The 19,739-nt window shown below is 66.2% G+C and carries 17 protein-coding genes, 1 pseudogene and 2 riboswitches; of the genes and pseudogenes, 10 read left to right on the plus strand and 8 right to left on the minus strand.

Annotation, left to right across the window (positions count from 1 at the left end):
* The 7 genes from miaA to ilvC all read left to right on the plus strand — a co-directional run bounded on the left by miaA (position 1) and on the right by ilvC (position 7,664).
* Positions 1–918, plus strand: a complete 918-nt coding sequence (gene miaA / locus ACVIJ6_RS20410; protein ID WP_456774152.1) for a tRNA (adenosine(37)-N6)-dimethylallyltransferase MiaA — start codon at positions 1–3, stop codon at positions 916–918.
* Between the two features lie 452 nt (positions 919–1,370).
* Positions 1,371–3,140 (plus strand): acetolactate synthase 3 large subunit, encoded by a 1,770-nt coding sequence (locus tag ACVIJ6_RS20415; protein ID WP_456774153.1) that lies wholly within the window; start codon positions 1,371–1,373, stop codon positions 3,138–3,140.
* Positions 3,141–3,298: 158 nt separating this feature from the next.
* Positions 3,299–4,282, plus strand: coding sequence for a threonine dehydratase (locus ACVIJ6_RS20420; RefSeq protein WP_456774154.1), 984 nt, complete (start codon positions 3,299–3,301; stop codon positions 4,280–4,282).
* Positions 4,283–4,417: 135 nt separating this feature from the next.
* Entirely contained in the window at positions 4,418–4,960 is a 543-nt protein-coding gene (ilvN, locus tag ACVIJ6_RS20425) for an acetolactate synthase small subunit (protein WP_456774155.1), read from the plus strand.
* A gap of 3 nt (positions 4,961–4,963) precedes the next feature.
* Entirely contained in the window at positions 4,964–5,653 is a 690-nt protein-coding gene (locus ACVIJ6_RS20430; RefSeq protein WP_456774156.1) for a class I SAM-dependent methyltransferase, read from the plus strand.
* A gap of 235 nt (positions 5,654–5,888) precedes the next feature.
* A complete protein-coding gene (locus ACVIJ6_RS20435; protein WP_456774157.1) occupies positions 5,889–6,494 on the plus strand; it encodes a LysE family translocator in 606 nt (201 codons plus the stop codon).
* Positions 6,495–6,644: 150 nt separating this feature from the next.
* The gene (gene ilvC, locus ACVIJ6_RS20440) at positions 6,645–7,664 is read left to right on the plus strand and encodes a ketol-acid reductoisomerase (protein ID WP_456774158.1); all 1,020 of its coding nucleotides are present in this window, start codon (positions 6,645–6,647) and stop codon (positions 7,662–7,664) included.
* Positions 7,665–7,986: 322 nt separating this feature from the next.
* Here the strand turns inward: ilvC and ACVIJ6_RS20445 are convergent, their stop codons facing one another.
* The 3 genes from ACVIJ6_RS20445 to ACVIJ6_RS20455 all read right to left on the minus strand — a co-directional run bounded on the left by ACVIJ6_RS20445 (position 7,987) and on the right by ACVIJ6_RS20455 (position 11,725).
* Positions 7,987–8,562: a hypothetical protein gene (locus ACVIJ6_RS20445; protein ID WP_456774159.1), complete on the minus strand. Its 576-nt coding sequence runs from the start codon at positions 8,560–8,562 to the stop codon at positions 7,987–7,989.
* A gap of 64 nt (positions 8,563–8,626) precedes the next feature.
* Positions 8,627–9,625, minus strand: coding sequence for a DUF6925 family protein (locus ACVIJ6_RS20450; RefSeq protein WP_456774160.1), 999 nt, complete (start codon positions 9,623–9,625; stop codon positions 8,627–8,629).
* Positions 9,626–9,655: 30 nt separating this feature from the next.
* The gene (locus ACVIJ6_RS20455) at positions 9,656–11,725 is read right to left on the minus strand and encodes a TonB-dependent receptor plug domain-containing protein (RefSeq protein ID WP_456774161.1); all 2,070 of its coding nucleotides are present in this window, start codon (positions 11,723–11,725) and stop codon (positions 9,656–9,658) included.
* A gap of 113 nt (positions 11,726–11,838) precedes the next feature.
* Positions 11,839–12,052, minus strand: a riboswitch (cobalamin riboswitch).
* A gap of 8 nt (positions 12,053–12,060) precedes the next feature.
* Between ACVIJ6_RS20455 and ACVIJ6_RS20460 the strand changes: the two are divergent.
* Positions 12,061–12,171, plus strand: a pseudogene (locus ACVIJ6_RS20460) (hypothetical protein); the annotation flags it as partial.
* Positions 12,172–12,183: 12 nt separating this feature from the next.
* On the opposite strand, the gene ACVIJ6_RS20465 reads toward ACVIJ6_RS20460, so the two are convergent.
* From ACVIJ6_RS20465 to ACVIJ6_RS20475, 3 genes are all read right to left on the minus strand, one after another.
* Positions 12,184–14,226, minus strand: coding sequence for a TonB-dependent receptor plug domain-containing protein (locus tag ACVIJ6_RS20465; protein ID WP_456774162.1), 2,043 nt, complete (start codon positions 14,224–14,226; stop codon positions 12,184–12,186).
* 110 nt (positions 14,227–14,336) lie between these two features.
* Positions 14,337–14,553, minus strand: a riboswitch (cobalamin riboswitch).
* A 98-nt stretch (positions 14,554–14,651) separates the two neighbouring features.
* Positions 14,652–15,764, minus strand: a complete 1,113-nt coding sequence (locus tag ACVIJ6_RS20470; protein ID WP_456774163.1) for a DUF2336 domain-containing protein — start codon at positions 15,762–15,764, stop codon at positions 14,652–14,654.
* Between the two features lie 364 nt (positions 15,765–16,128).
* The gene (locus tag ACVIJ6_RS20475) at positions 16,129–16,251 is read right to left on the minus strand and encodes a hypothetical protein (RefSeq protein WP_456774164.1); all 123 of its coding nucleotides are present in this window, start codon (positions 16,249–16,251) and stop codon (positions 16,129–16,131) included.
* Positions 16,252–16,299: 48 nt separating this feature from the next.
* On the opposite strand from ACVIJ6_RS20475, the gene ACVIJ6_RS20480 reads away from it, so the two are divergent.
* Positions 16,300–17,157 carry an SDR family oxidoreductase gene (locus ACVIJ6_RS20480; protein WP_456774165.1) on the plus strand — a complete coding sequence of 286 codons (858 nt, stop codon included), beginning with the start codon at positions 16,300–16,302 and terminating at the stop codon, positions 17,155–17,157.
* A gap of 8 nt (positions 17,158–17,165) precedes the next feature.
* Positions 17,166–17,468 carry a hypothetical protein gene (locus ACVIJ6_RS20485; RefSeq protein ID WP_456774166.1) on the plus strand — a complete coding sequence of 101 codons (303 nt, stop codon included), beginning with the start codon at positions 17,166–17,168 and terminating at the stop codon, positions 17,466–17,468.
* A gap of 30 nt (positions 17,469–17,498) precedes the next feature.
* Here ACVIJ6_RS20485 and ACVIJ6_RS20490 read toward each other — a convergent pair whose 3' ends face one another.
* Positions 17,499–18,140: a response regulator gene (locus ACVIJ6_RS20490; RefSeq protein WP_456774167.1), complete on the minus strand. Its 642-nt coding sequence runs from the start codon at positions 18,138–18,140 to the stop codon at positions 17,499–17,501.
* On the minus strand, positions 18,137–19,552 hold the full coding sequence (locus ACVIJ6_RS20495; protein ID WP_456777036.1) for a histidine kinase: 1,416 nt from the start codon (positions 19,550–19,552) through the stop codon (positions 18,137–18,139). Before ACVIJ6_RS20495 ends, ACVIJ6_RS20490 begins: the two co-directional genes overlap by 4 nt.
* Positions 19,553–19,739 lie beyond the last annotated feature (187 nt).

A 19,739-nucleotide genomic window follows, 5' to 3' on the forward strand; every position in this document is an offset into this window, starting at 1 on the left:
GTGACTTTGCCAGGGATTAACAAAGCCGTGCTTATCGCAGGGCCGACCGCCAGCGGCAAGTCGGCGCTCGCGCTGGAACTTGCGCAAAAAGCGGGCGGGGCGGTCATTAATACCGATTCGATGCAGGTCTACCGCGATCTGAGGGTGCTGACGGCCCGGCCGAGCCTTGCCGAAGAGGCCGCGGTGCCGCACCGGCTCTATGGCCATGTCGATGCAGCCGTGAACTACTCGGCCGGCCATTATGTCCGTGATGCCAAAGAGGTTCTCGACGAGGTGCGACGAGGCGGGCGGCTGCCGGTCTTCATCGGCGGCACCGGGCTTTACTTCAAGGCTCTGACGCGCGGCCTGTCGGCCGTGCCGCCTGTGCCGGACAAGGTGCGCGAGGCGGTGCGTCTCAGGCTCGATCGCGACGGGGTCGAGGCGCTGCATGCCGAGCTGGCGCGGAGCGATGCCAGCGCGGCGGCGCGGCTGAATGTCCGCGACCGCACCCGGATCGCCCGGGCACTGGAGGTGATCGAGGCCACCGGTCGGCCATTGGCTGAGTGGCATGCCGAGACCACCCCGCCGTTGCTGCCGGAGGGAAGCTATCGGGCGCTGTTCATCGCCCCGGAGCGCGAGGCGCTGTACGCCAGGATCGATGCACGGTTTGACGCCATGCTCGCGGGCGGGGCGTTGGAGGAGGTCGCGCGGCTGGCGGCGCGCGGGCTCGATCCGCTGCTGCCGGCGATGAAGGCCCACGGCGTGCCGGCGCTGATCCGTTATCTCCGCGGAGAGATCACGCGGGAGGAGGCGGCCACGATCGGCAAGGCCGACACCCGCCATTATGCCAAGCGGCAGTTCACCTGGTTCAGGCATCAACTGCCGGAATTCGAATGGCTGACGCCGGAGCAGGCGCGGCGGTGGGTGGCATCCGACTGATCGTCATTGCGAGCAGCGGAACGACGAAGCGATCCAGAGTTGTCGAGAGGCCCCCGGATTGCTTCGCTTCGCTCGCAATGACGGCGTGGCGGCCAAATTACCGCTCGCCGAACGGCGAATTCCGCGTTAACCTGACAAAATCGCGGGCATGAGCTGGCTTTGCCTTGACATCGGGGCATCCGTAGCTATGTTCGCGCAACCTTTGGGAAGTCTGCTCGGCAACATGCGCAACATTATTACCGCCATCCTTATCGTAGTCGTACCCAGGCGCATCGCCGGGGATGGCTAGCGGCCATCCATGATCCGAGCGGTGCGCAGGGCCTTCCAGGGCCCTTTTTTATTGCCTGGACGAACCCGACCGAGACGACCCTGAACAGAGCCACCGAAACATCTGACCGAAACCGACTGACCCAGACGACAAAGCCGCTGAAGACAGCGATCCGGAGCCTGCCATGACCGACAAGAGCCACGATCCGAACCAGATGACCGGCGCCGCGATGATCGTGCGCGCGCTCATCGACCACGGCGTGCAGCATATCTTCGGCTATCCGGGCGGCGCGGTGCTTCCGATCTATGACGAGATCTTCCAGCAGAGCGAAGTCGAGCACATCCTGGTCCGCCACGAGCAGGGCGCCGGCCACGCCGCCGAAGGCTATGCACGCTCGACCGGGAAGCCGGGCGTCGTCCTGGTGACATCCGGTCCCGGCGCCACCAACATGGTGACGCCGCTGGCGGATGCGATGATGGATTCGATTCCCCTGGTCTGCATCACCGGCCAGGTGCCGACGCATCTGATCGGCAACGACGCGTTCCAGGAATGCGACACGGTCGGCATCACCCGGCCCTGCACCAAGCACAATTGGCTGGTCCGCAACGTCAACGATCTCGCCAAGGTGCTGCACGAGGCGTTCTATGTCGCGACCTCGGGCCGGCCGGGCCCTGTCGTCGTCGACGTGCCGAAGGACGTGCAGTTCGCCACCGGCACCTATCATCCGCCGCGCAAGTCCGACGTCCACGTCTCCTACGCCCCGCGCGTCAAGGGCGATCCGATGCAGATTCGCAAAGCCGTGGCGCTGCTGGCTGGCGCCAAGCGGCCGGTGATCTATTCCGGCGGCGGTGTCATCAATTCGGGTTCGGAGGCCTCCAGGCTGTTGCGCGAACTGGTCGAGGTCACGGGCTTCCCGATCACCTCGACCCTGATGGGGCTGGGCGCCTATCCGGCGTCGGGCAACAACTGGCTCGGCATGCTGGGCATGCACGGCACCTACGAGGCCAACATGACGATGCATGATTGCGACGTCATGCTGTGCGTCGGCGCGCGCTTCGACGACCGCATCACCGGCCGCACCGATGCGTTCTCGCCGAACTCGAAGAAGATCCACATCGACATCGATCCGTCCTCGATCAACAAGAACATCCGCGTCGACGTGCCGATCATCGGCGATTGCGGCGACGTGCTCGCCGACATCCTGCAGGTGTTCAAGGCCGAGGCGAAGACGCCGGACATCAAGGCGTGGTGGCAGCAGATCGCCACCTGGCGGGCGCGCAACTCGCTGGCCTACAAGCCGAACCGCGACGTCATCATGCCGCAATACGCGATCCAGCGGCTGTTCGAGCTGACGCGTGGCCGCGACACCTACATCACGACCGAGGTCGGTCAGCATCAGATGTGGGCGGCGCAGTTCTACGGTTTCGAGGAGCCGCACCGCTGGATGACCTCGGGCGGGCTCGGCACCATGGGCTATGGCCTGCCGGCGGCGATCGGCGTCCAGGTCGCGCATCCCGACAGCCTGGTCATCGATATCGGCGGCGACGCCTCGGTGCAGATGACGATGCAGGAGATGTCGACGGCCGTGCAGTACGAGCTGCCGGTCAAGATCTTCATCCTCAACAATCAGTATATGGGCATGGTGCGGCAGTGGCAGCAGCTGCTGCACGGCAACCGGCTGTCGCATTCCTATTCGGAGGCGCTGCCGGACTTCGTCAAGCTGGCGGAGGCCTATGGCGGCGTCGGCCTGCAGGTGTCGAAACCCGGCGATCTCGACGGCGCCATCAAGGAGATGATCTCGGTCAGGAAGCCGGTGCTGTTCGACTGCCGCGTCGCCGCGCTGGAAAACTGCTTCCCGATGATCCCCTCCGGCAAGGCGCACAATGAGATGATCCTGCCGGCCGAAGCGTCGGATCCATCTGCGGCGTTCGCGGGCGGCAAGGCGCTGGTGTGAGGACAGCTCGTGAGCATAGCGCTCCTGATAAACTCCGTTGTCATCGCCCGGCTTGACCGGGCGATCCAGTATGCCGCGGCGGCCGTGGGTCTCATGTCGGCCGCGGCGTACTGGATGCCCGCTTTCGCGGGCATGACAGCTCACGCGAGGAGGCGCTCATGTTCACGCTAGCTGAGCTCGAAGCCGCCCATGCCATCGTCGCGGCGGCGGTGCCGGCGACGCCGGCGCATGCGTGGCCGCTGCTCGCCGCGCGGCTGGGGACCGAGGTCGTCGTCAAGCACGAGAACCACACGCCGGCCGGCGCCTTCAAGGTGCGGGGCGGGCTGGTCTATGTCGACAACCTCAAGCGCACGCAGCCGGAGGTCCGCGGCCTGATCACCGCGACGCGCGGCAATCACGGCCAGAGCGTTGCGTTCGCCGGCCGCCGCAACGGCCTGCCGGTGACGATCTACGTGCCGCGTGGCAACTCCGTCGAGAAGAACCGCGCGATGGCGGCGTTCGGCGCCGAGCTGATCGAGCATGGCAGCGACTTCCAGGAAGCGCGCGAGGAGGCCGGGCGTCACGCGGCGCGCGATGGTCTGCAGATGGTGCCGTCGTTCCATCCGGATCTCGTGCGCGGTGTTGCGACCTATGCGCTGGAGCTGTTCCGCTCCGCTCCCGATCTCGACGTGCTCTACGTCTCGATCGGGCAGGGCTCCGGCATCTGCGGCTGCATCCTGGCGCGTGACCTGCTCGGCCTGAAGACCGAGATCGTCGGCGTGCAGTCGACGGAGGCGCCGTCCTATGCGCTGTCATTCGCGGCGCGCACCGTGGTGACGACCAACAGCGCGGACACCAAGGCCGACGGCCTGGCCACCCGCAGCCCCGATGCCGATGCGCTCGCGATCATCTTCAAGGGGGCATCGCGCATCGTGCAGGTCAGCGACGCCGAGATCGCCGAGGCCGTCCGCATCTTCTGGACCGACACGCACAATCTCTCCGAAGGTGCCGGCGCAGCCTCGCTCGCGGCGGCCCTGCAGGACAAGCGCAAGCTCGCCGGCAAGCGCGTCGGCCTGGTGCTGACCGGCGGTAATATCGATCTGGATCTGTTCAGGCGCTGGGTCATGCCGGCGGCCGCTGAAGAAGTGGCTGGGGCGTCGTAATGGGCACTCTGCACACCACACACACCGCGTCATGCCCGGGCTTGTCCCGGGCATCCACGAGCCGCGCAAGCGATGTGCGACGTGGATGGCCGGGAGAAGCCCGGCCATGACGACTTGGCTAACACGGGGACAGCAATGAACCAGCCAGCATCCGCCTATTTCATCGAAGACCGCCACGATCCCAACGAGACGCACACGCTGTCGGTGCTGGTGCAGAACGAGCCCGGCGTGCTCGCGCGGGTGATCGGCCTGTTTTCCGGCCGCGGCTACAACATCGAGAGCCTCACCGTCTCCGAGACCGAGAGCCAGAAACACCTGTCGCGCATCACCATCGTGACCACGGGCACGCCGATGGTGATCCAGCAGATCAAGCATCAGCTCGACCGCATGGTCCCGGTCTATCGCGTCGTCGACATGACCTTGACGAAGCGTGCGATCGAGCGCGAGCTGGCGATGATCAAGGTGCGCGGCACCGGCGAGCCGCGCGTCGAGGCGCTGCGGCTGGCGGATGCGTTCCGCGCCCGCGTCATCGATGCCACCACGGAAAGCTTCGTGTTCGAGATCACAGGCAACACCGACAAGATCAGTCAGTTTATCGATCTGATGCGTCCGCTCGGGCTGGTCGAAGTGGCCAGGACCGGCATTGCGGCGATCGGGCGGGGACCGGAAGGGATGTGAGCCATGCTGGCGCGCGACTGGTACTACAACGAACGGAACCGGATCGGGCTGGATCATGCCGTGGCCTCGATCTACGGTGCGGGGGATGATGCGGACGAGCGCGCGCGCGCGGCGCTCAAGATGCTGGGCGTCAAGCCCGGCTGGCGAGTGGCCGATATCGGCTGCGGCAATGGCGTGCTGGCGACGGAAGCGGCGCTGCTGGGCGCGGTCGTCGATGCCATCGACATCTCCCCGGCGATGCTGGCGCTGACCAAGATCTACACCCGCGACCGCCGCACCGCGGTGCGGATGCATTCGGCCGGCCTGCTGTCGTTCGCTTATGAGGCCAATTCCTACGACCTGATCGCCAGCGAGTTCACGCTGCATCATCTGCCGGACTTCTGGAAGGCGGTGGCGCTGGCGCGGATCTACGGCGCGCTGAAGCCGGGCGCGCAGTTCTTCCTGCGCGACATCGTCTATGTCAGCATGCCCGACGGTGCCGATCGCTCGGTCGAGCAATGGGCCGAGTTCAACATCAAGAACCACGATCTCGCCCGCGACAGCGTCATCACCCATATGCGCGACGAGAACTCCACCTTCGCCTGGGTGATGGAACGCATGCTGACCGAAGTCGGCTTCGTCCTGGTGTCCGCCGACTACCATGCGCCGATGCACGCGACCTATGTGCTGCAGAAGCCGGCGGGGCAGGGCTAGGCGAGCTGTGTTGATGTTTGCGCGAGACGGCGAGGCGAGCACGCTGCCACCCTCCCCTGGAGGGGCAGGGTCGTTTCACATCGCGCGAAGCCGCGATGTGAGCCGGGGTGGGGTGATGCCTCCACGCCGGAGCTGCGCCTGGGGCCCACCCCACCCCGATCGCGCATGGCATCCGCGATCGACCCTCCCCCTCCAGGGCAGGGTGAAGAGTTTTCGTACCCCGCGAGCCTCGTGAATGTCCCAGCAGCTCCTCATCGCCTTCGTTACCTTCGCCTTCGTGATGGCGTTCACGCCGGGGCCGAACAACATCATGCTGCTATCGTCGGGCGTGACCCACGGCTTCCGCCGCACGGTGCCGCACATGATGGGCGTCAGCTTCGGCTTCGCCTTCATGGTCGGCGCGGTCGGCTTCGGGCTGGCCACGGTGTTCATCCGCTATCCCGTGCTGCAGGAGGTGCTGAAATATCTCGGCGCCGCCTATCTGATCTATCTCGCGGTCGCCATCGCATTCTCCGGATCGGCCAAGACCGACGACACCACGGCGTCGCGCGGTCCGATGTCGTTCTGGGGCGCGGCGCTGTTCCAATGGGTCAATGCCAAGGGCTGGGTGATGGTGATCAGCACCATCACGGCCTATGCCGCCATCGCCCGCTTTCCCGCCAACGTTGCGTTGCAGGTCGCCATCAGCTTTGTCATGGCGATCGGCTCGACCATCACCTGGACCCTGTTCGGCACCGCATTGCGGCCGCTCTTGAGCTCGGAGCGCGCGGTCCGCGGCTTCAACATCTTGATGGCCGTGCTGCTGCTGGCCTCGCTCTATCCCGTGTTCATGGACGCATGAGAGGGGCGGCCGCCATGCGAGATCGGGGTTTCCATAGCACCTCAAAATGCTCTAGACACGGGCCGGATTTCGTCCGGGCGCAGCCGCCCGTGCCTCACCCAAGCGTCTGACTTTCCAGCCAATTCCGGCCATCTCAAAGAGGAAACGACAATGCGTGTCTACTACGATCGCGACGCCGATCTGAACCTGATCAAGGGCAAGAAGGTCGTCATCGTCGGCTATGGCAGCCAGGGCCATGCCCATGCGCTGAACCTGAAGGATTCCGGCGTCAAGGACGTCGCGATCGCGCTGCGCAAGGGCTCGGCCTCGGCCAAGAAGGCCGAAGGCGCCGGCTTCAAGGTGATGGAAGTCGCCGAGGCCGCGAAGTGGGCCGACCTGGTGATGATGCTGACCCCGGACGAGCTGCAGGGCGACATCTACCGCGAGCACCTGCACGACAACATGAAGCAGGGCGCCGCGCTCGTGTTCGCCCACGGCCTCAACGTGCACTTCAACCTGCTCGACCCGCGCCCCGATCTTGACGTGCTGATGATCGCGCCGAAGGGCCCTGGCCACACCGTCCGCTCCGAATACCAGCGCGGCGGCGGCGTCCCCTGCCTGATCGCGATCGCCAAGGATTCCTCCGGCAACGCCCATGATCTCGGCCTGTCCTATGCGTCGGCGATCGGCGGCGGTCGCGCCGGCATCATCGAGACCACCTTCAAGGAAGAGTGCGAGACCGACCTGTTCGGCGAGCAGGCGGTGCTGTGCGGCGGCCTGGTCGAGCTGATCAAGGCCGGCTACGAGACCCTGACCGAGGCCGGCTACGCCCCGGAGATGGCCTATTTCGAGTGCCTCCACGAGGTGAAGCTGATCGTCGACCTGATCTATGAAGGCGGCATCGCCAACATGAACTACTCGATCTCCAACACTGCCGAGTACGGCGAGTACGTCACCGGCCCGCGCATCATCACCCCGGAGACCAAGGCGGAGATGAAGCGCGTGCTCGACGACATCCAGTCCGGCCGCTTCGCCCGCGATTGGATGCTGGAGAACAAGGTCAACCAGTCCTCGTTCAAGGCCACCCGCGCCCGCCTGTCGCAGCACCCGATCGAGGAAGTCGGCGCCCGCCTGCGCGACATGATGCCCTGGATCAAGAAGGGCGCGCTGGTCGACAAGAGCAAGAACTGATTGGTCGTGATGGCTGGTCGAGACTGCGGGTCGTGCAGTCTCGACCTGGAGTTCGATTGAAAGCCTCCGCCCTCCTTAGGCGGAGGCTTTTTCGTCACAGCGATGACGATGTCGCGTCGTTCAGCCCCGCTGCCCGCCACAAACCACGCTGTCGTCCCCGCGAACGCGGGGACCCATAACCACCGTCGTTCGTGGTGACGAACGGTGGTGGCTCGGATTTGTTTCCGCCAACGCAGATCACGCGGTATGGGTCCCCGCGTTCGCGGGGATGACAGCTGAGGATGAGGCGGCGGCGCCCCTCTCATGCGCTGATGCTGGTCCGTCAGGACATCGCGCGGCGTGAGAGGCGTGGCCTGAGCAGACGGACGATCTCGCAGACGGCAACGAGCCCGACCAGCCAGGCGGCGCTGGTCAGTCCGAGGCGCGCGACGATCGCAGGCGTGAAGCTCGCCGCGCCGCCGAGCACGGGCGTGGCCGCGAGCAGCAGCAGCTCGTAGGCCGCGTAGGCGCCGAGCAGGGCGGCGGTGAGTGCGAGCGGCGCCGGTGCGGCGCGCAACGCCTGCAGCACGAGGCGCGCGATGAGCGTGGCGCCGAGCGCGGCGGCGCCGATGGCGATCCCCCAGGCCAACGTATTGGCATCGACGGGATAATGCAGGGCGCCGAAGCCGATGCCCTGGTTGACCAGGAAGGCGCCGAGCACGCAGAGCAACGCGGAGCGCAGCGGCAGCATGGCGGCTGCGATCACCGCGAAGGCCGCGAACGGGGTGGCGCAGGCAAAGACGAAGCTCGCCAGCGCGCAGGCGGTGACCAGCAGCGCGAAGCAGAAGGTCGCAGCATGCCGCGGCGGAACGGGCGTGAGGCGGGCCTCCGCTGGGGAGTTGAGGATGTCGAGAGCCATGGGTCGTCTCCTTGGGGGGTGATGGTAGTCCATTCGTGACGAGGGCAACAGCCGCTTGGGCCGTTCAGTGTGGGATCTCCGCGGTCTCGGTTTCATCGCCGGAGCCGGAGTGGTCATAACTGGCGAGCCATGCCGGCAGCGTCGCGGAGTTCACGGCCGATGCCTGCAATTGGCGCAAGGTCACGCGCAGCGTGGCACGCGCGATGCGGTCGTCGGGCAGGGCTGCGTCCGCAGGCGTCCGGTCCGCCGCGACATGCGCCGCGATGTCGCGTTTGAGCGCGACCAGGCGCGGGTCGCCATAGCGAATCAGAAGTTGCTGGAAAGCCGCCAAATGGCTCGTGACGAACGGTGTCGGGCGGCCGAGCGGGTCGCGCAGGGGATGCGGCGGATAGGCGTGGGCGCAAGGGATCCAGCCGTCCGGCAGAGGTTCGGTCGCGGCGTGGGTGCGGCCATGGGCTAGCAGCTTCGGCAGGATGTGGGTGTGCGGTCCGTCCGGGCTGCGGCCGCCCGGCGGCGGGATCGGCTGGAAGATCTCGGCCCGGCCGATGCGGCTGATGAAGACGCGGTGCGGACTCGCCGCCAGCATCACCTGCATCAGCTCGCCGCTGGCCGCAAAGAGTGAGACGCCGGCATGCCGACGCAGGGCGGCAATCACCTCCGGATCGTTGCTGCGGACGCAGACGTCGACCTGCAGCGTGGACAGGCCGAGATCGAACAGCACGGCGTCCCGGTCCTCCGGACGCAGGGCCTCGTGGTCGGGGCCGAGTTCGGTGATGCCGGTTCGCCCGTGCATCGCGCAAGCCGTGCGCGGCAGGCACAGCGCCACGCGATGGCTCCAATCGTCGCGCGTCGGTAACTCCGATGCGATCAGGCGAAGGTCGGCATGGGTGCGGAAGCGAATGCCGCCCCGCGCCGTCACCGCGCCGATCATGCCGGCATCATCGAGATGCTGGACCGGTTCTCCTTCATCGCGCGTGAACTCCCCGATCGCACCGAAGGTGCCGAGGCTCCAGCCGGTGTCGCTGTCGGCGAGGAAATCCCGAAGCTGATCCATGGGCGTCATGTCATCTCTCCCCGTCGTGACATCATCGTCCTACTGCACCCCGAAGCTCGCCACCCGGATGCCGCCGAACACGCCGAGGCCCGGAGCCAGGAAGCCGGTCAGGTTCTGATAGTGGCGGTTGAACAGGTTATCGATGCGGCCGAACAGCTTGACCTGGTCGGAGACCGCGTAATCGGCACGCAGGTTCACGATCGTATAGCCGGGCGCGACGAGGCCCGAGGTCATGCCGTCGCGGCTGACGTCGCGCCAGTCGCTGACGCGCAGCAAGGTGGCCGACACCGTCAGCGGGGCCAGCGGCGTCCAGACCACTGTCGCGCTCCATTTCTCCTTCGGACGGCGCAGCAGCTGCTGACCGGTCGTTGCATCGACCGCGCGCGTGAACGTATAGTCCGCGCGCAGCGAGAGCCGGTCCGTCAGCTTCGCTGTCACGAAGCTCTCGGTGCCCTCGGTGGTGGCGAGTCCGACATTGGCGTAGGAGGTGAAGGTCGCATTGGAGTTGATGAGATCGGTGATGCTGGTGTGGAAGTAGGTCGTGCCGAAGCGGATGCGCTCGTCGAACAGCGGCTGCTCGAATCCCGCATCATAGCCGCTGCTCTGCTCCGGCTTGAGGTTCGGATTGGCGAAGAAGTTGAACGCCGGAAAGTCCTGATAGAGCTGGCTCAGGGTCGGCGCCTTGAAGCCGGTGCCGTAGCTCGCCTTCAGCTTGGTTTCGGTGATCGGCAGGATCACGGCCGGTGCGATCCGGTAGGTGCCATGGCTGCCGAACTGATCGTTGATGTCGTTGCGCAGGCTCGCGACCAGGAACATGCGCTGTGCGAACTCCGTCTGCACCTCGACGAAGCCGGCTCTGTTGCTGTTCTCGGCCGTCAGGCCCGTGGTCTGGAGGCGGTCGGTCTGCTGCTCGAGCCCGACGATGAAATTGTTGTGCGGAGCGAGCTCGGTGACCGCGTGCCAGTCATATTTGATGCGCCCGCCGGTCGAGATCGCGGCGAGGGGATTGCCCGCGGTGAGATCGGACGTCCGGTTGTTGACGTAGTTGACGCCGAAATAGTTCCTGATGCGGCCGTCGAGCAGCGACCACACGGCTTCCTCGCGCGTGGCGAACTGCTGCACGGCATGGGAGCTCTGGGTCGCGTTCGGGACGCTGGGAAAGCCGCCGTCGCCGGTGAACAGCAGGGTCGCGTCCGTATAGCGCACCACTGAATTCAGCGACCAGGCCTCGTTGAGGTCGATGCCGAATTTGGTCGAGGCGGTAACGTTGTCATAGGCGTTGCCGATCGCCTTCTGTCCCGCCGGCAGCAATTGCTGCGGCGTGACCGGAATGTCGCCGGCATGGAGATGCGCGACGTTGACCGCATAGTTCACATTGTCCTCAGACCCGCTGACGCCGGCCGACTGGTTGAAGGTCTGATACGTGCCGGTCTCGATCGACGCGGTTGCCCGCGCCGGGCCATCGCCCTTGCGCGTGATCACCGAGATGACGCCGCCGATCGCATCGGAGCCATAGAGGCCGCTCTGCGGCCCCCGGAGCACCTCGAATTGCTGGATGTCCGAAGTCAGCAGGTGGGCGAACTCGAATGCGCCGTTGGCATTGGTGACGTCGCCGACATCGATGCCGTCGATCAGGATCTTGGTGTGATTCGAATTCGTTCCGCGGGTGAAGACCGAGCTCTGCCCGCCAGGGCCGCCGGTCTGCACGACGTTCAAGCCGGGAATGGCGGCGAGGATGTCGGGCACGCTGCGGAATTGCTGCGTAGCGATGTCCTTGGCCGTGACGACGGTGATCGCGTTCGCCACATGGGCCGCCGGGGTTGCGATGCCGGTCGGGCTGACGACGAGTTGTGCGTTGGCCTGGGCGGCGGCGCTCTGCGCGGCCGCCGGCTGCGATGCGCGTGCGCGCGGCGTCTGCGCCCCACGCTGCACGGCCGGCTTCGGAGCCGGCTTGAGCGGCGGGTCGACCTCGACCGGCGGCAGCAGGTTGGGGGAGGCGGATTGCTGGGCGATAGCCGGAGCCACACCGAAGGTCGCAATGGAAAAGAGAACGGCGGACGACAACGAGCCGGCGCGATGGCGCCGGACGGCGGATAGGGAAGAGAACACGAGGGAACCTCGGCATGACGTCAGTGGCACGTCACCGCGAACGAGGTCTCATGCCGGCCAATGCTGCCCGGCGTGAAAACGATGCCAATAAACGCCCCGACCGGCATCTTCGCGTGTGACCACGGCTGACGGCAGGTCTCCTGGCTCGCGGGTCATCACCTCAACGCCGCCTTCCCAGGACCGAGAATTCCCAGTGGCATCTGACGTGAGATTCGCCGCTTACAGTTGCGGGGGCAGCTGCGGCCTTCGAACGACCCGTTGAGGACGTCCGGCACCGCATTCCCTTTTGAGCCCCGGTCAGGGGGCACCGTCACCACCACAGTAGGTGTGCGCGTGTGGCCGAGTCAATCGCGACGATGATGGCGCCGAAGGGACCCGGCCACACCGTCCGCTCCGAGTATGAGCGCGGCCGTGTGCCCTGCCTGATCGCGACCGCAAAGAGCAGTGTGTTGGCATCGTCACTGCAACCCCGAGGTGGCCATCCGGATGCCGCCGAACATGCCGAAGCCGGGCGCCAGGAAGCCGGTCGGGTTCTGGTAATGGCGGTTGAACAGATTATCGATCCGGGCGAACAGCTTGACCTGGTCCGAGAGTGCGTAGTCGCCGCGCAGATTCACCAGCGTATAGCCGGGCGCGACGATGCCGGTGGTCGTGCCGTCGCGGCTGACATCGAGCCAGTCGCCGACGCGCAGCAGGGTGGCCGACAGCGTCAGCGCATCGACCGGCAGCCATGTGGCGGTGGCGCTCCATTTCTCTCTCGGCTGGCGCAACAGCTGCTGACCGGTGCTCGCGTCGACCGCGCGGGTGAACGTGTAGTCTGCGCGGAGCGAGATGCGATCGGTCAGTTTCGCCGCGACGAAGCTCTCGGTGCCTTCGGTGGTGGCGAAGCCGATATTGGCGAAGGAGGTGGCGTTCGCGTTGAAACTGATCAGGTTGGTGATGTCGTTGTGGAAGTAGGTCGCGCCGAAGCGCAACCGGTCCTCGAACAGCGGCTGCTCGAAGCCGGCATCGTAGCCGATGCTCGCCTCCGGCTTCAGGTTCGGATTGGCGAAGAAATTGAAGGCCGGAAAATTCTGATACAACTGGCTCAAGGTCGGCACCTTGAAACCGGTGCCATAGCTCGCCTTCAGCCGGGTCTCGGTCCCCGGCAGGATCACCGCCGGCGCGATCCGGTAGGTGCCGTGGCCGCCGAACCGATCGTCGACGTCGTCGCGCAGGCTCGCGACCACGAACCAGCGCTTGGCGAATTCGGTCTGCAGCTCGACGAAGCCGGCCTTGTTGCCGTTCTCGGCCAGGACGTCGGCCGCCTTCAGCCGCTCGGCCTGCTGCTCCACGCCGACCACAAGATGATTGCGCGGGGAGAGTTCGGCCACTGCGCGCCAGTCATATTTGATGCGCTCGCCGGTGGCGATGGTAGGCGCCGGATTGCCGGGCGCCAGATCGTAAGACCAGTTGTTGACGTAGTTCACGCCGAAATGGTTGCGGATGCGGCCGCCGAGCAGCGACCAGACGGCTTCCTCGCGGGTCGTCAACTGGCGGTCGGTGTGATGGCTTTGGGTTGCATTCGGAAAGCTCGGAGATCCGCTGTCCCCGGTGAACAGCAGGCTCGCGTCGGTGTGGCGAACCAGCGCGTTCAGCGTCCAAGCCTCGTTCAGGTCGACGCCGAGCCTGGTCGACGCCGTGACGTTGTCATAGGCGTTGCCGATCGCCTTCCGTCCTGGCGGCAGCAATTGCCAGGGCGTCACCGGCACATCGCCGGCGTGAAGGTGCGCAATGTTGAACGCGTAGTTGAATTGATCCTTTGAGCCGCTGAGTCCCGCGGTCTGGTTGAAACTCCGATACGCGCCGGTTTCGATCGAGCCGGTGGCCTGTGCCGGTCCGTCACCCTTGCGGGTGGTGATCGAGATCACGCCGCCGAGCGCATCCGCGCCATAGAGGCCGCTCTGCGGCCCGCGCAGCACCTCGAGCCGCTGGATGTCGGCGGTGAGCAGATGCTCAACATCGGGCGCGCCATTGCTGTTGGTGACGTTACCGACATCGACGCCGTCGATGACGAGCTTGGTATGGTTGGCGCTGGTGCCGCGGGTGGAGACGGTGCTCTGCCCGCCTGGACCGCCGGCCTGCACGACGGTCAAGCCGGGGACCGTGCTCAGGATGTCCGGCAGGCTGCGGCCCTGCTGGGTGGCGATATCCTTGTCGGTCACCACGGTGATCGACGTGCCGGCCTCGGCGACCGGCGTGGCGATGCGCGACGGACTGACGGCGGCCGGCGTTGCCGGCCTCTGCGCTGATGCCGCGCTGCGGGCTTGAGATCCGCCGGCGACGACCGGTTTCCGGGCGCCCGGTTTGTGTGGCGGGTCGACCTCGACGGGCGGCAGCAGATGCGGGGAGGCGGATTGCTGCGCGGCTGCAGAAAACGCACCGAGCAGCGCAATCGACGTGACCACACAGGACGAGGACAGGACGGCGCGGCAGCGCCGGGCATGGGAAACAGGAGACACGTGGACCTCGGCATCACGTCAGTGGCACGTCACCGCGAACGAGGTGCCACGCAGGTCGTTGCCGGCCGGCCTGAAAACGATGCCAACACCATCCGGACCGATATCCTTGCGTGTGACCAGCGCTGACGGCGTGTGCCCTGGCTCGCGTGTCATAACCGCCATGACGTCGTTACGGGACCAGGATTTCCGAGTGGCCTATGACGCGTCATTTGCCGCCTGCACGACCGAGGGCAGCTGCGCCTTCGATCATCTCCCTTGCGAGACGCGTCCGGCGCCGCATTCCTTTTTGAGCCCCGGTTATGGGGCACCGTCGTCATCACAGTAGGTGTGCGGGTGTGGCCGAGTCAATCACGGCGTCGCGATCTCCCGGCGATAGGCCGGTATCGCGTAATTCCGTCCCGCGAAATCGGCAAGGTCGCTCTGGCTTACTTCTCGACCTTGTTGTGCACCATCCAGAACCGCAGCGTGCGCTGCGCGGTGTCCAGCGACAGCCGGGTGTAATCGCGCTCCGCCAGCTTGAGCGTCTCGCTGTCGATGGCGTGCTTGATCGGGCGGTGAGTCAGGATCTTGGCGACGGCGGACCAGGTCACCCCGGCCGCCCGGCAGGGGATCAGCACGATGTCGGTGCGCGGGCCTTCCAGCACCTTGGCCATCATCTCGGTCGGCACGTTGTTGAGCAGGCCGAGCGCGGCCGCCACCTCGCCGAAGCGGCGGGTCTCGGCGAAGAAGGCAATGGCGGTGTCGTTGAGCTCGTTCAGCCCCTTCATGCGCTTGACGGCCTCTTCGGCCAGCGTGAAGTCGCGCCCGACCAGGCCGCCATCGCTGCGCGCGACGTCGCTGATGGTCTTCAGGACCTTCTTGATCTCCTTCTGCAGCGCCGGCGGGGCGGAGGCCATCAACTTGGTGCGCACCGCATCGGTGGCGCGGCGCAGCAGGTCGCGCAAATGCTTGTTCGGCAGGTCGACGCGCAGCCCGATGATCTCGGTCAGTTCGTCGTCGTCCTCGGCATGCGCCATCATCCCGGAATAGCCGGTCTCCGAGAAACGGGCGGTCTGGTTGTTGGCGAGCTTGCGGATGACTCGACGTTCGCCGCGGTCGACGATGATGTCGGTGACGGCCTCGGTCAGATGCGGGCGGCTCGAGATCGCCATCAGGTGGTCCTGGCCCTTGGTCGATGCGACCTCGACCAAGGTATGCTCGGACAGCCGGGTCGAGTGCATCAGCACGCTTTCGGCGACCGAAATCTCGTCGTCACGGGCGAGGCGCTGGATGACGTCGACCGGCGCGTAATCGACCGGCGCCAGGTGCTTGCTGAGCTCGGCCCGCGCCCGCGTCTCGACGCGGGACACCAGCATGCACAGCACATTGTCGAACACTTTGATCTGCTCCTCGCTGAGGCGTTCGCCATCATGCAGGAACAGGTTGGTGACCTGGCGGAGCGTGTGGACGCGCTTCTCGGAGGAGCCGCCGCGAACCGCGTCCTCGAGTTCGGAGATGATAGAATGTTCTGAATCTGGAAGCTGTTCTGGCTGAGACACGGTCACGCTCGTCTGGTCCGGAATTGCCGCAGCGGCTGCGCTTCTGCTCCGCTGCGGGCTCGGCACCGCGCAGCTTTCCGTATCGGCGATAACAATGTGTTAGGGGCCAGGAGCGTAGTACTCCGGAGAAACACGGATACGGAAAATTAAGACGAAGCGGCTAGCGCTGCTAAACAGGTGCCGACTGGCGCCGCCGCAGCGCTGCATCGGACGATCGGTCACGCTCATCACGATCGGCAAAAGAGCTCCGGGTAGAGTTGGAAAGGTTAATGATCTCATAAGGTCAGAGACGTTTCTTCATCTCGATTGTCCGGCCTCGTTCAGCTCACCTCAGCGGTCATCCGCTCAAGGATCGAATTCTAAATCACATTCTTGCGGCGGTCAGGGAAGACACCGACGAGACGATCTCCGATGTCATCGGCCCGAACGGCCGCCGGAAGCGCGGCTTGCTGTCGCGCGCGTTCGCTGCTGAAAACAGCACCAGCATGAGGCTGCATCTCATGCGATAATCATCCGGCAAATCGTTGAGGTCGCCATGAAATCCGTCGTCGTCACCGGCGCATCCACGGGCATCGGTTTCGCCTGTTCAAAGCTTCTGCTCACACGCGGCTTTCGAGTCTTCGGGAGTGTTCGCAACCCGGTTGATGCGGAACGGCTGCGCACCGAGCTCGGCGCGAACTTCACCCCATTGCAGTTCGACGTCACTGACGAGGCGGCGGTCAAGGCCGCCGCCGGCGAGGTGCGGGCAGCGCTTGGCGGCGAGGCGCTCGCCGGCCTGGTCAACAACGCCGGCATTGCGGTGGCTGGTCCGGTGACGGAGCTGCCGATCGCGGAGTTCCGCCGCCAGATGGAGGTCAATGTCATCGGCCCGGTCATTGCCACCCAGGCGTTCGCGCCGCTGCTCGGGGCGGATCCCGCGAAGTCCGGCGCGCCAGGGCGGATCGTGATGATCAGCTCGGTGGCGGGCCGCAATGGCAATCCGCTGATGGCGCCTTATTCGACCTCCAAGCACGCGGTCGAAGGTCTGTCGGAAAGCCTGCGCCGCGAATTGATGCTGTTCGGGATTGACGTCATCATCATTGCCCCCGGCGCGGTGAAGACGCCGATCTGGGCCAAGGCGGAGGAGGTCGACCTCTCGGCCTATCAGAGCTCGCCGTTCTTTCCGGCGCTGCAGCGGATCCGCGGCTTCATGCTGCATCTCGGCAAGATCGGGCTGCCGGCTGAGACCATCGCCGAGCGGGTGTTCGAGGCGCTGACGGCGCCCGCGCCCAAGGTGCGCTACGAGATTGCGCCGGATCCGCTGCGGCAGTGGATCACCCGGCTGCTGCCGAAGCGGACCGTCGACCGCATCATCGCCAAGCGGCTCGGCCTGACGCCACCGGCCAAGGTCTGATGCAGGCCATGACGACCATCGGCAAGACCCGGGCGGAGCTGACCCGCCTGGTGGAAGACGCGATCCGCGCGCAGCCGGGATGCGAGACCGCGCGCGTGCCGTCCGTCCAGGCCGTGGACGTGCCCAGCGGCCGCAACTGGGAAATTCCCCATGTCGTCCTCGGCGACAGCCTGATCAGCGACATCGACCGCGCCGTCATGAGCGTGCAGCGCCGGCTGGGACGGGAGTTTCATCTGACGGCTGATCCCGAAAGCCCGGAGCCTGCTTCGGAGACGGCTGACGCGGCACGCGTTCACCCGGAGCAGTCCTGACCCCCGATAAACCGTGGACGCCGATCGGGCTCAGGTCAGCAGGCCCTGGCGCAGCGCCAGGCGCACCAGTTCGATGTCGGTGCCGACGCCGAGCTTGTCCTTGATCAGCGAATGCAGATTGGCGATCGTCTTGGGGCTGAGGTGAAGCGCGGAGGCGATCTCCTCGGTGGTGCGCTCGGCGAGCAGCATCTGCATGACCTCGAACTCGCGCGCCGTGAGGACGTCGGCGGCGGCCCTTTCGCCACACAGGCGGCTGAGCGCGAGTTCGTGGTCGATGTCGGGGCTGATCGCGATAGCGCCGCCGAGCACCTCCATGACCGCGCGCACCAGGATCTCCGGGGGGCTGCTTTTGGTGACATAGCCGCGGGCACCGGCGCGGATCGCCTGCACGGCGAATCCCGCGTTCTCATGCATGGTGAACACGAGAATGCGCGCGCCGCGATCCCATTGCCGGATGCGTCGAATGCCCTCGATGCCGCCGACGCCCGGCATCGTCAGGTCCATGATGACGAGATCCGGCCTGACCTCCTTGAACAGCCGGTAGGCCTCGGCGCCGTCGGACGCTTCGGCGATCACCCTCAGGCCGTGCTGCTTCTGCAGCATGGACCGATAGCCCTCGCGAACGACGGCGTGGTCGTCCACCAGCATGATCGTGCCCGCCGCGTTCGTCATGCCGCGCACCCGATCGGTGCCTGCGCCTGCACGGGCGAAAAGGCTGGGACGGGGATCGTGACCTGAAGCCGCGAGCCGCCATGATCTCCGGCGGCGAAGCTCATGTCGCCGCCGAGAGAGGCCACGCGCTCGCGGATCCCGAGCAGGCCCATGCCTGGCGGGCCCATGAGATCGCTGGCCGCGCCATCATCCGCCACCGTAAGGACGATCCGATCCGGCGAAGGGCCCTGGCCCAGGCTGTTCTGTGCCGCCAGCTGCAGGCGGACCCGCGTGGCCGCGGAATGCTTGGCGCAGTTGGTGAGCGCCTCTTGCGCAATGCGATAGAGATTGTTGGCGGTTGTGTCGGGGAGCCGATCGATCGGGCCGGACAGGTTGATCTCGAACCGGGCTGGTCCGCGCTGCCGCCTGTTCCAGCCCGCGACCAGGCCTTCAAGGCTGGCGGCCAGGCCGAGCTCGTCGATATCCGGCGGCCGCAGCCGCACCAGCGCACCGCGCAGCGTCTCCATCATGTCGGTGGCGGTGCGAGCAATGCTGTCGCACTCGCCGAGCGCGGCGGGACACTCCAGGGCGACGCTCTCGCGCATGGCCGCCGCCAGCGCGCGGATCGCTGCCAGCGACTGTCCGAACTCATCGTGAAGCTCGCGGGCGAGGTGACGCCGCTCGTCGTCCTGCAGGGCGATCAGGCGCCGCGTCAGCTCGCTGCGTTGCGCCAGCGCCGCCTGCAGCCCGTCGGCAAGCTGGTTGAAGGCGTCGCGGACGGCTGAGAGCTCAGCGAGGTCGAAGGACGGCAAACGCGCCGTCAGATCGTTGGCCACGATCCGCTCGAGGCCGGCGCAGATCAAGCGGGTCGGGCGCAGGGCGCGCGCCACTGCCGCATGGGCCAGCACGCAGAGCAGCACCAGCGCTGTTCCGAGCACCGGCAGCAGCCGGCGCAACTCTCGCCAGGCGTCCGCCGTCATCACGTCCGCATCGATCCAGACCACCGCGTCGCCGATCTTGCGGTCACGCGACAGCACCGGCCGCGTGGCTTCCTGGCCCGGACCGAACAGCCCGCGATACAGCATTGCAAAGGCGCGCGGCGGTTCGTCGCTCTGCGCGTCCGCGCCGCCGCAAATCCGCTGCAGCATTTTGTCGCCGACCGCGCGGTAGGCGATGCAGAGGCCGGGCGTCATGCTGGCTGCTGCGACCGCATCGAGGTCGGGAAAGCCGGCCGGCGGATTGTTGACCCATTGCATCTTGCTCTGCTGCAACTGCAGCGTCCGGGCCGTGATCTCGGCAATCCGCGCATTGCGCGCATCCGCCGATTTCGCGATGTCGAACAGGACATAGGCGCAGATCGCCGCGAAACAGAGCGTTGCCACCCCGGAGATGCGCAGCGTCAGCCGGTATTTGAGGTCGTAGCGGGTCCACATCTTCAGCGCATCCATGGCAGCCCAACCCGGTCGGCATTTAATGGCAGAACCGGCGGGGCCGAAAGCGCCGCGGGCGAGTGGCCGCGCGGTCGTGAAATTTTCCCGTGGGCCGTCGGGAGCGGAGCCGGTTCTGCGCGAGGGCTGCACACCTAGCATTCGGTCCTGCAAGCATGTCCCTGGAGACCGC

The sequence above is a fragment of the Bradyrhizobium sp. USDA 4369 genome (genome assembly GCF_054056435.1).

What these genes read in the sequence shown, in the direction of transcription:
- ACVIJ6_RS20415 (WP_456774153.1), top strand. Translation starts at nt 1,371, where the DNA reads ATGACCGACAAGAGCCACGATCCGAACCAGATGACCGGCGCCGCGATG.
- ACVIJ6_RS20420 (WP_456774154.1), top strand. Translation starts at nt 3,299, where the DNA reads ATGTTCACGCTAGCTGAGCTCGAAGCCGCCCATGCCATCGTCGCGGCG.
- ilvN (WP_456774155.1), top strand. Translation starts at nt 4,418, where the DNA reads ATGAACCAGCCAGCATCCGCCTATTTCATCGAAGACCGCCACGATCCC.
- ACVIJ6_RS20430 (WP_456774156.1), top strand. Translation starts at nt 4,964, where the DNA reads ATGCTGGCGCGCGACTGGTACTACAACGAACGGAACCGGATCGGGCTG.
- ACVIJ6_RS20435 (WP_456774157.1), top strand. Translation starts at nt 5,889, where the DNA reads ATGTCCCAGCAGCTCCTCATCGCCTTCGTTACCTTCGCCTTCGTGATG.
- ilvC (WP_456774158.1), top strand. Translation starts at nt 6,645, where the DNA reads ATGCGTGTCTACTACGATCGCGACGCCGATCTGAACCTGATCAAGGGC.
- ACVIJ6_RS20445 (WP_456774159.1), bottom strand. Translation starts at nt 8,562, where the DNA reads ATGGCTCTCGACATCCTCAACTCCCCAGCGGAGGCCCGCCTCACGCCC.
- ACVIJ6_RS20450 (WP_456774160.1), bottom strand. Translation starts at nt 9,625, where the DNA reads ATGACGCCCATGGATCAGCTTCGGGATTTCCTCGCCGACAGCGACACC.
- ACVIJ6_RS20475 (WP_456774164.1), bottom strand. Translation starts at nt 16,251, where the DNA reads ATGCTGGTGCTGTTTTCAGCAGCGAACGCGCGCGACAGCAAGCCGCGC.
- ACVIJ6_RS20480 (WP_456774165.1), top strand. Translation starts at nt 16,300, where the DNA reads ATGAAATCCGTCGTCGTCACCGGCGCATCCACGGGCATCGGTTTCGCC.
- ACVIJ6_RS20485 (WP_456774166.1), top strand. Translation starts at nt 17,166, where the DNA reads ATGACGACCATCGGCAAGACCCGGGCGGAGCTGACCCGCCTGGTGGAA.
- ACVIJ6_RS20490 (WP_456774167.1), bottom strand. Translation starts at nt 18,140, where the DNA reads ATGACGAACGCGGCGGGCACGATCATGCTGGTGGACGACCACGCCGTC.
- ACVIJ6_RS20495 (WP_456777036.1), bottom strand. Translation starts at nt 19,552, where the DNA reads ATGTGGACCCGCTACGACCTCAAATACCGGCTGACGCTGCGCATCTCC.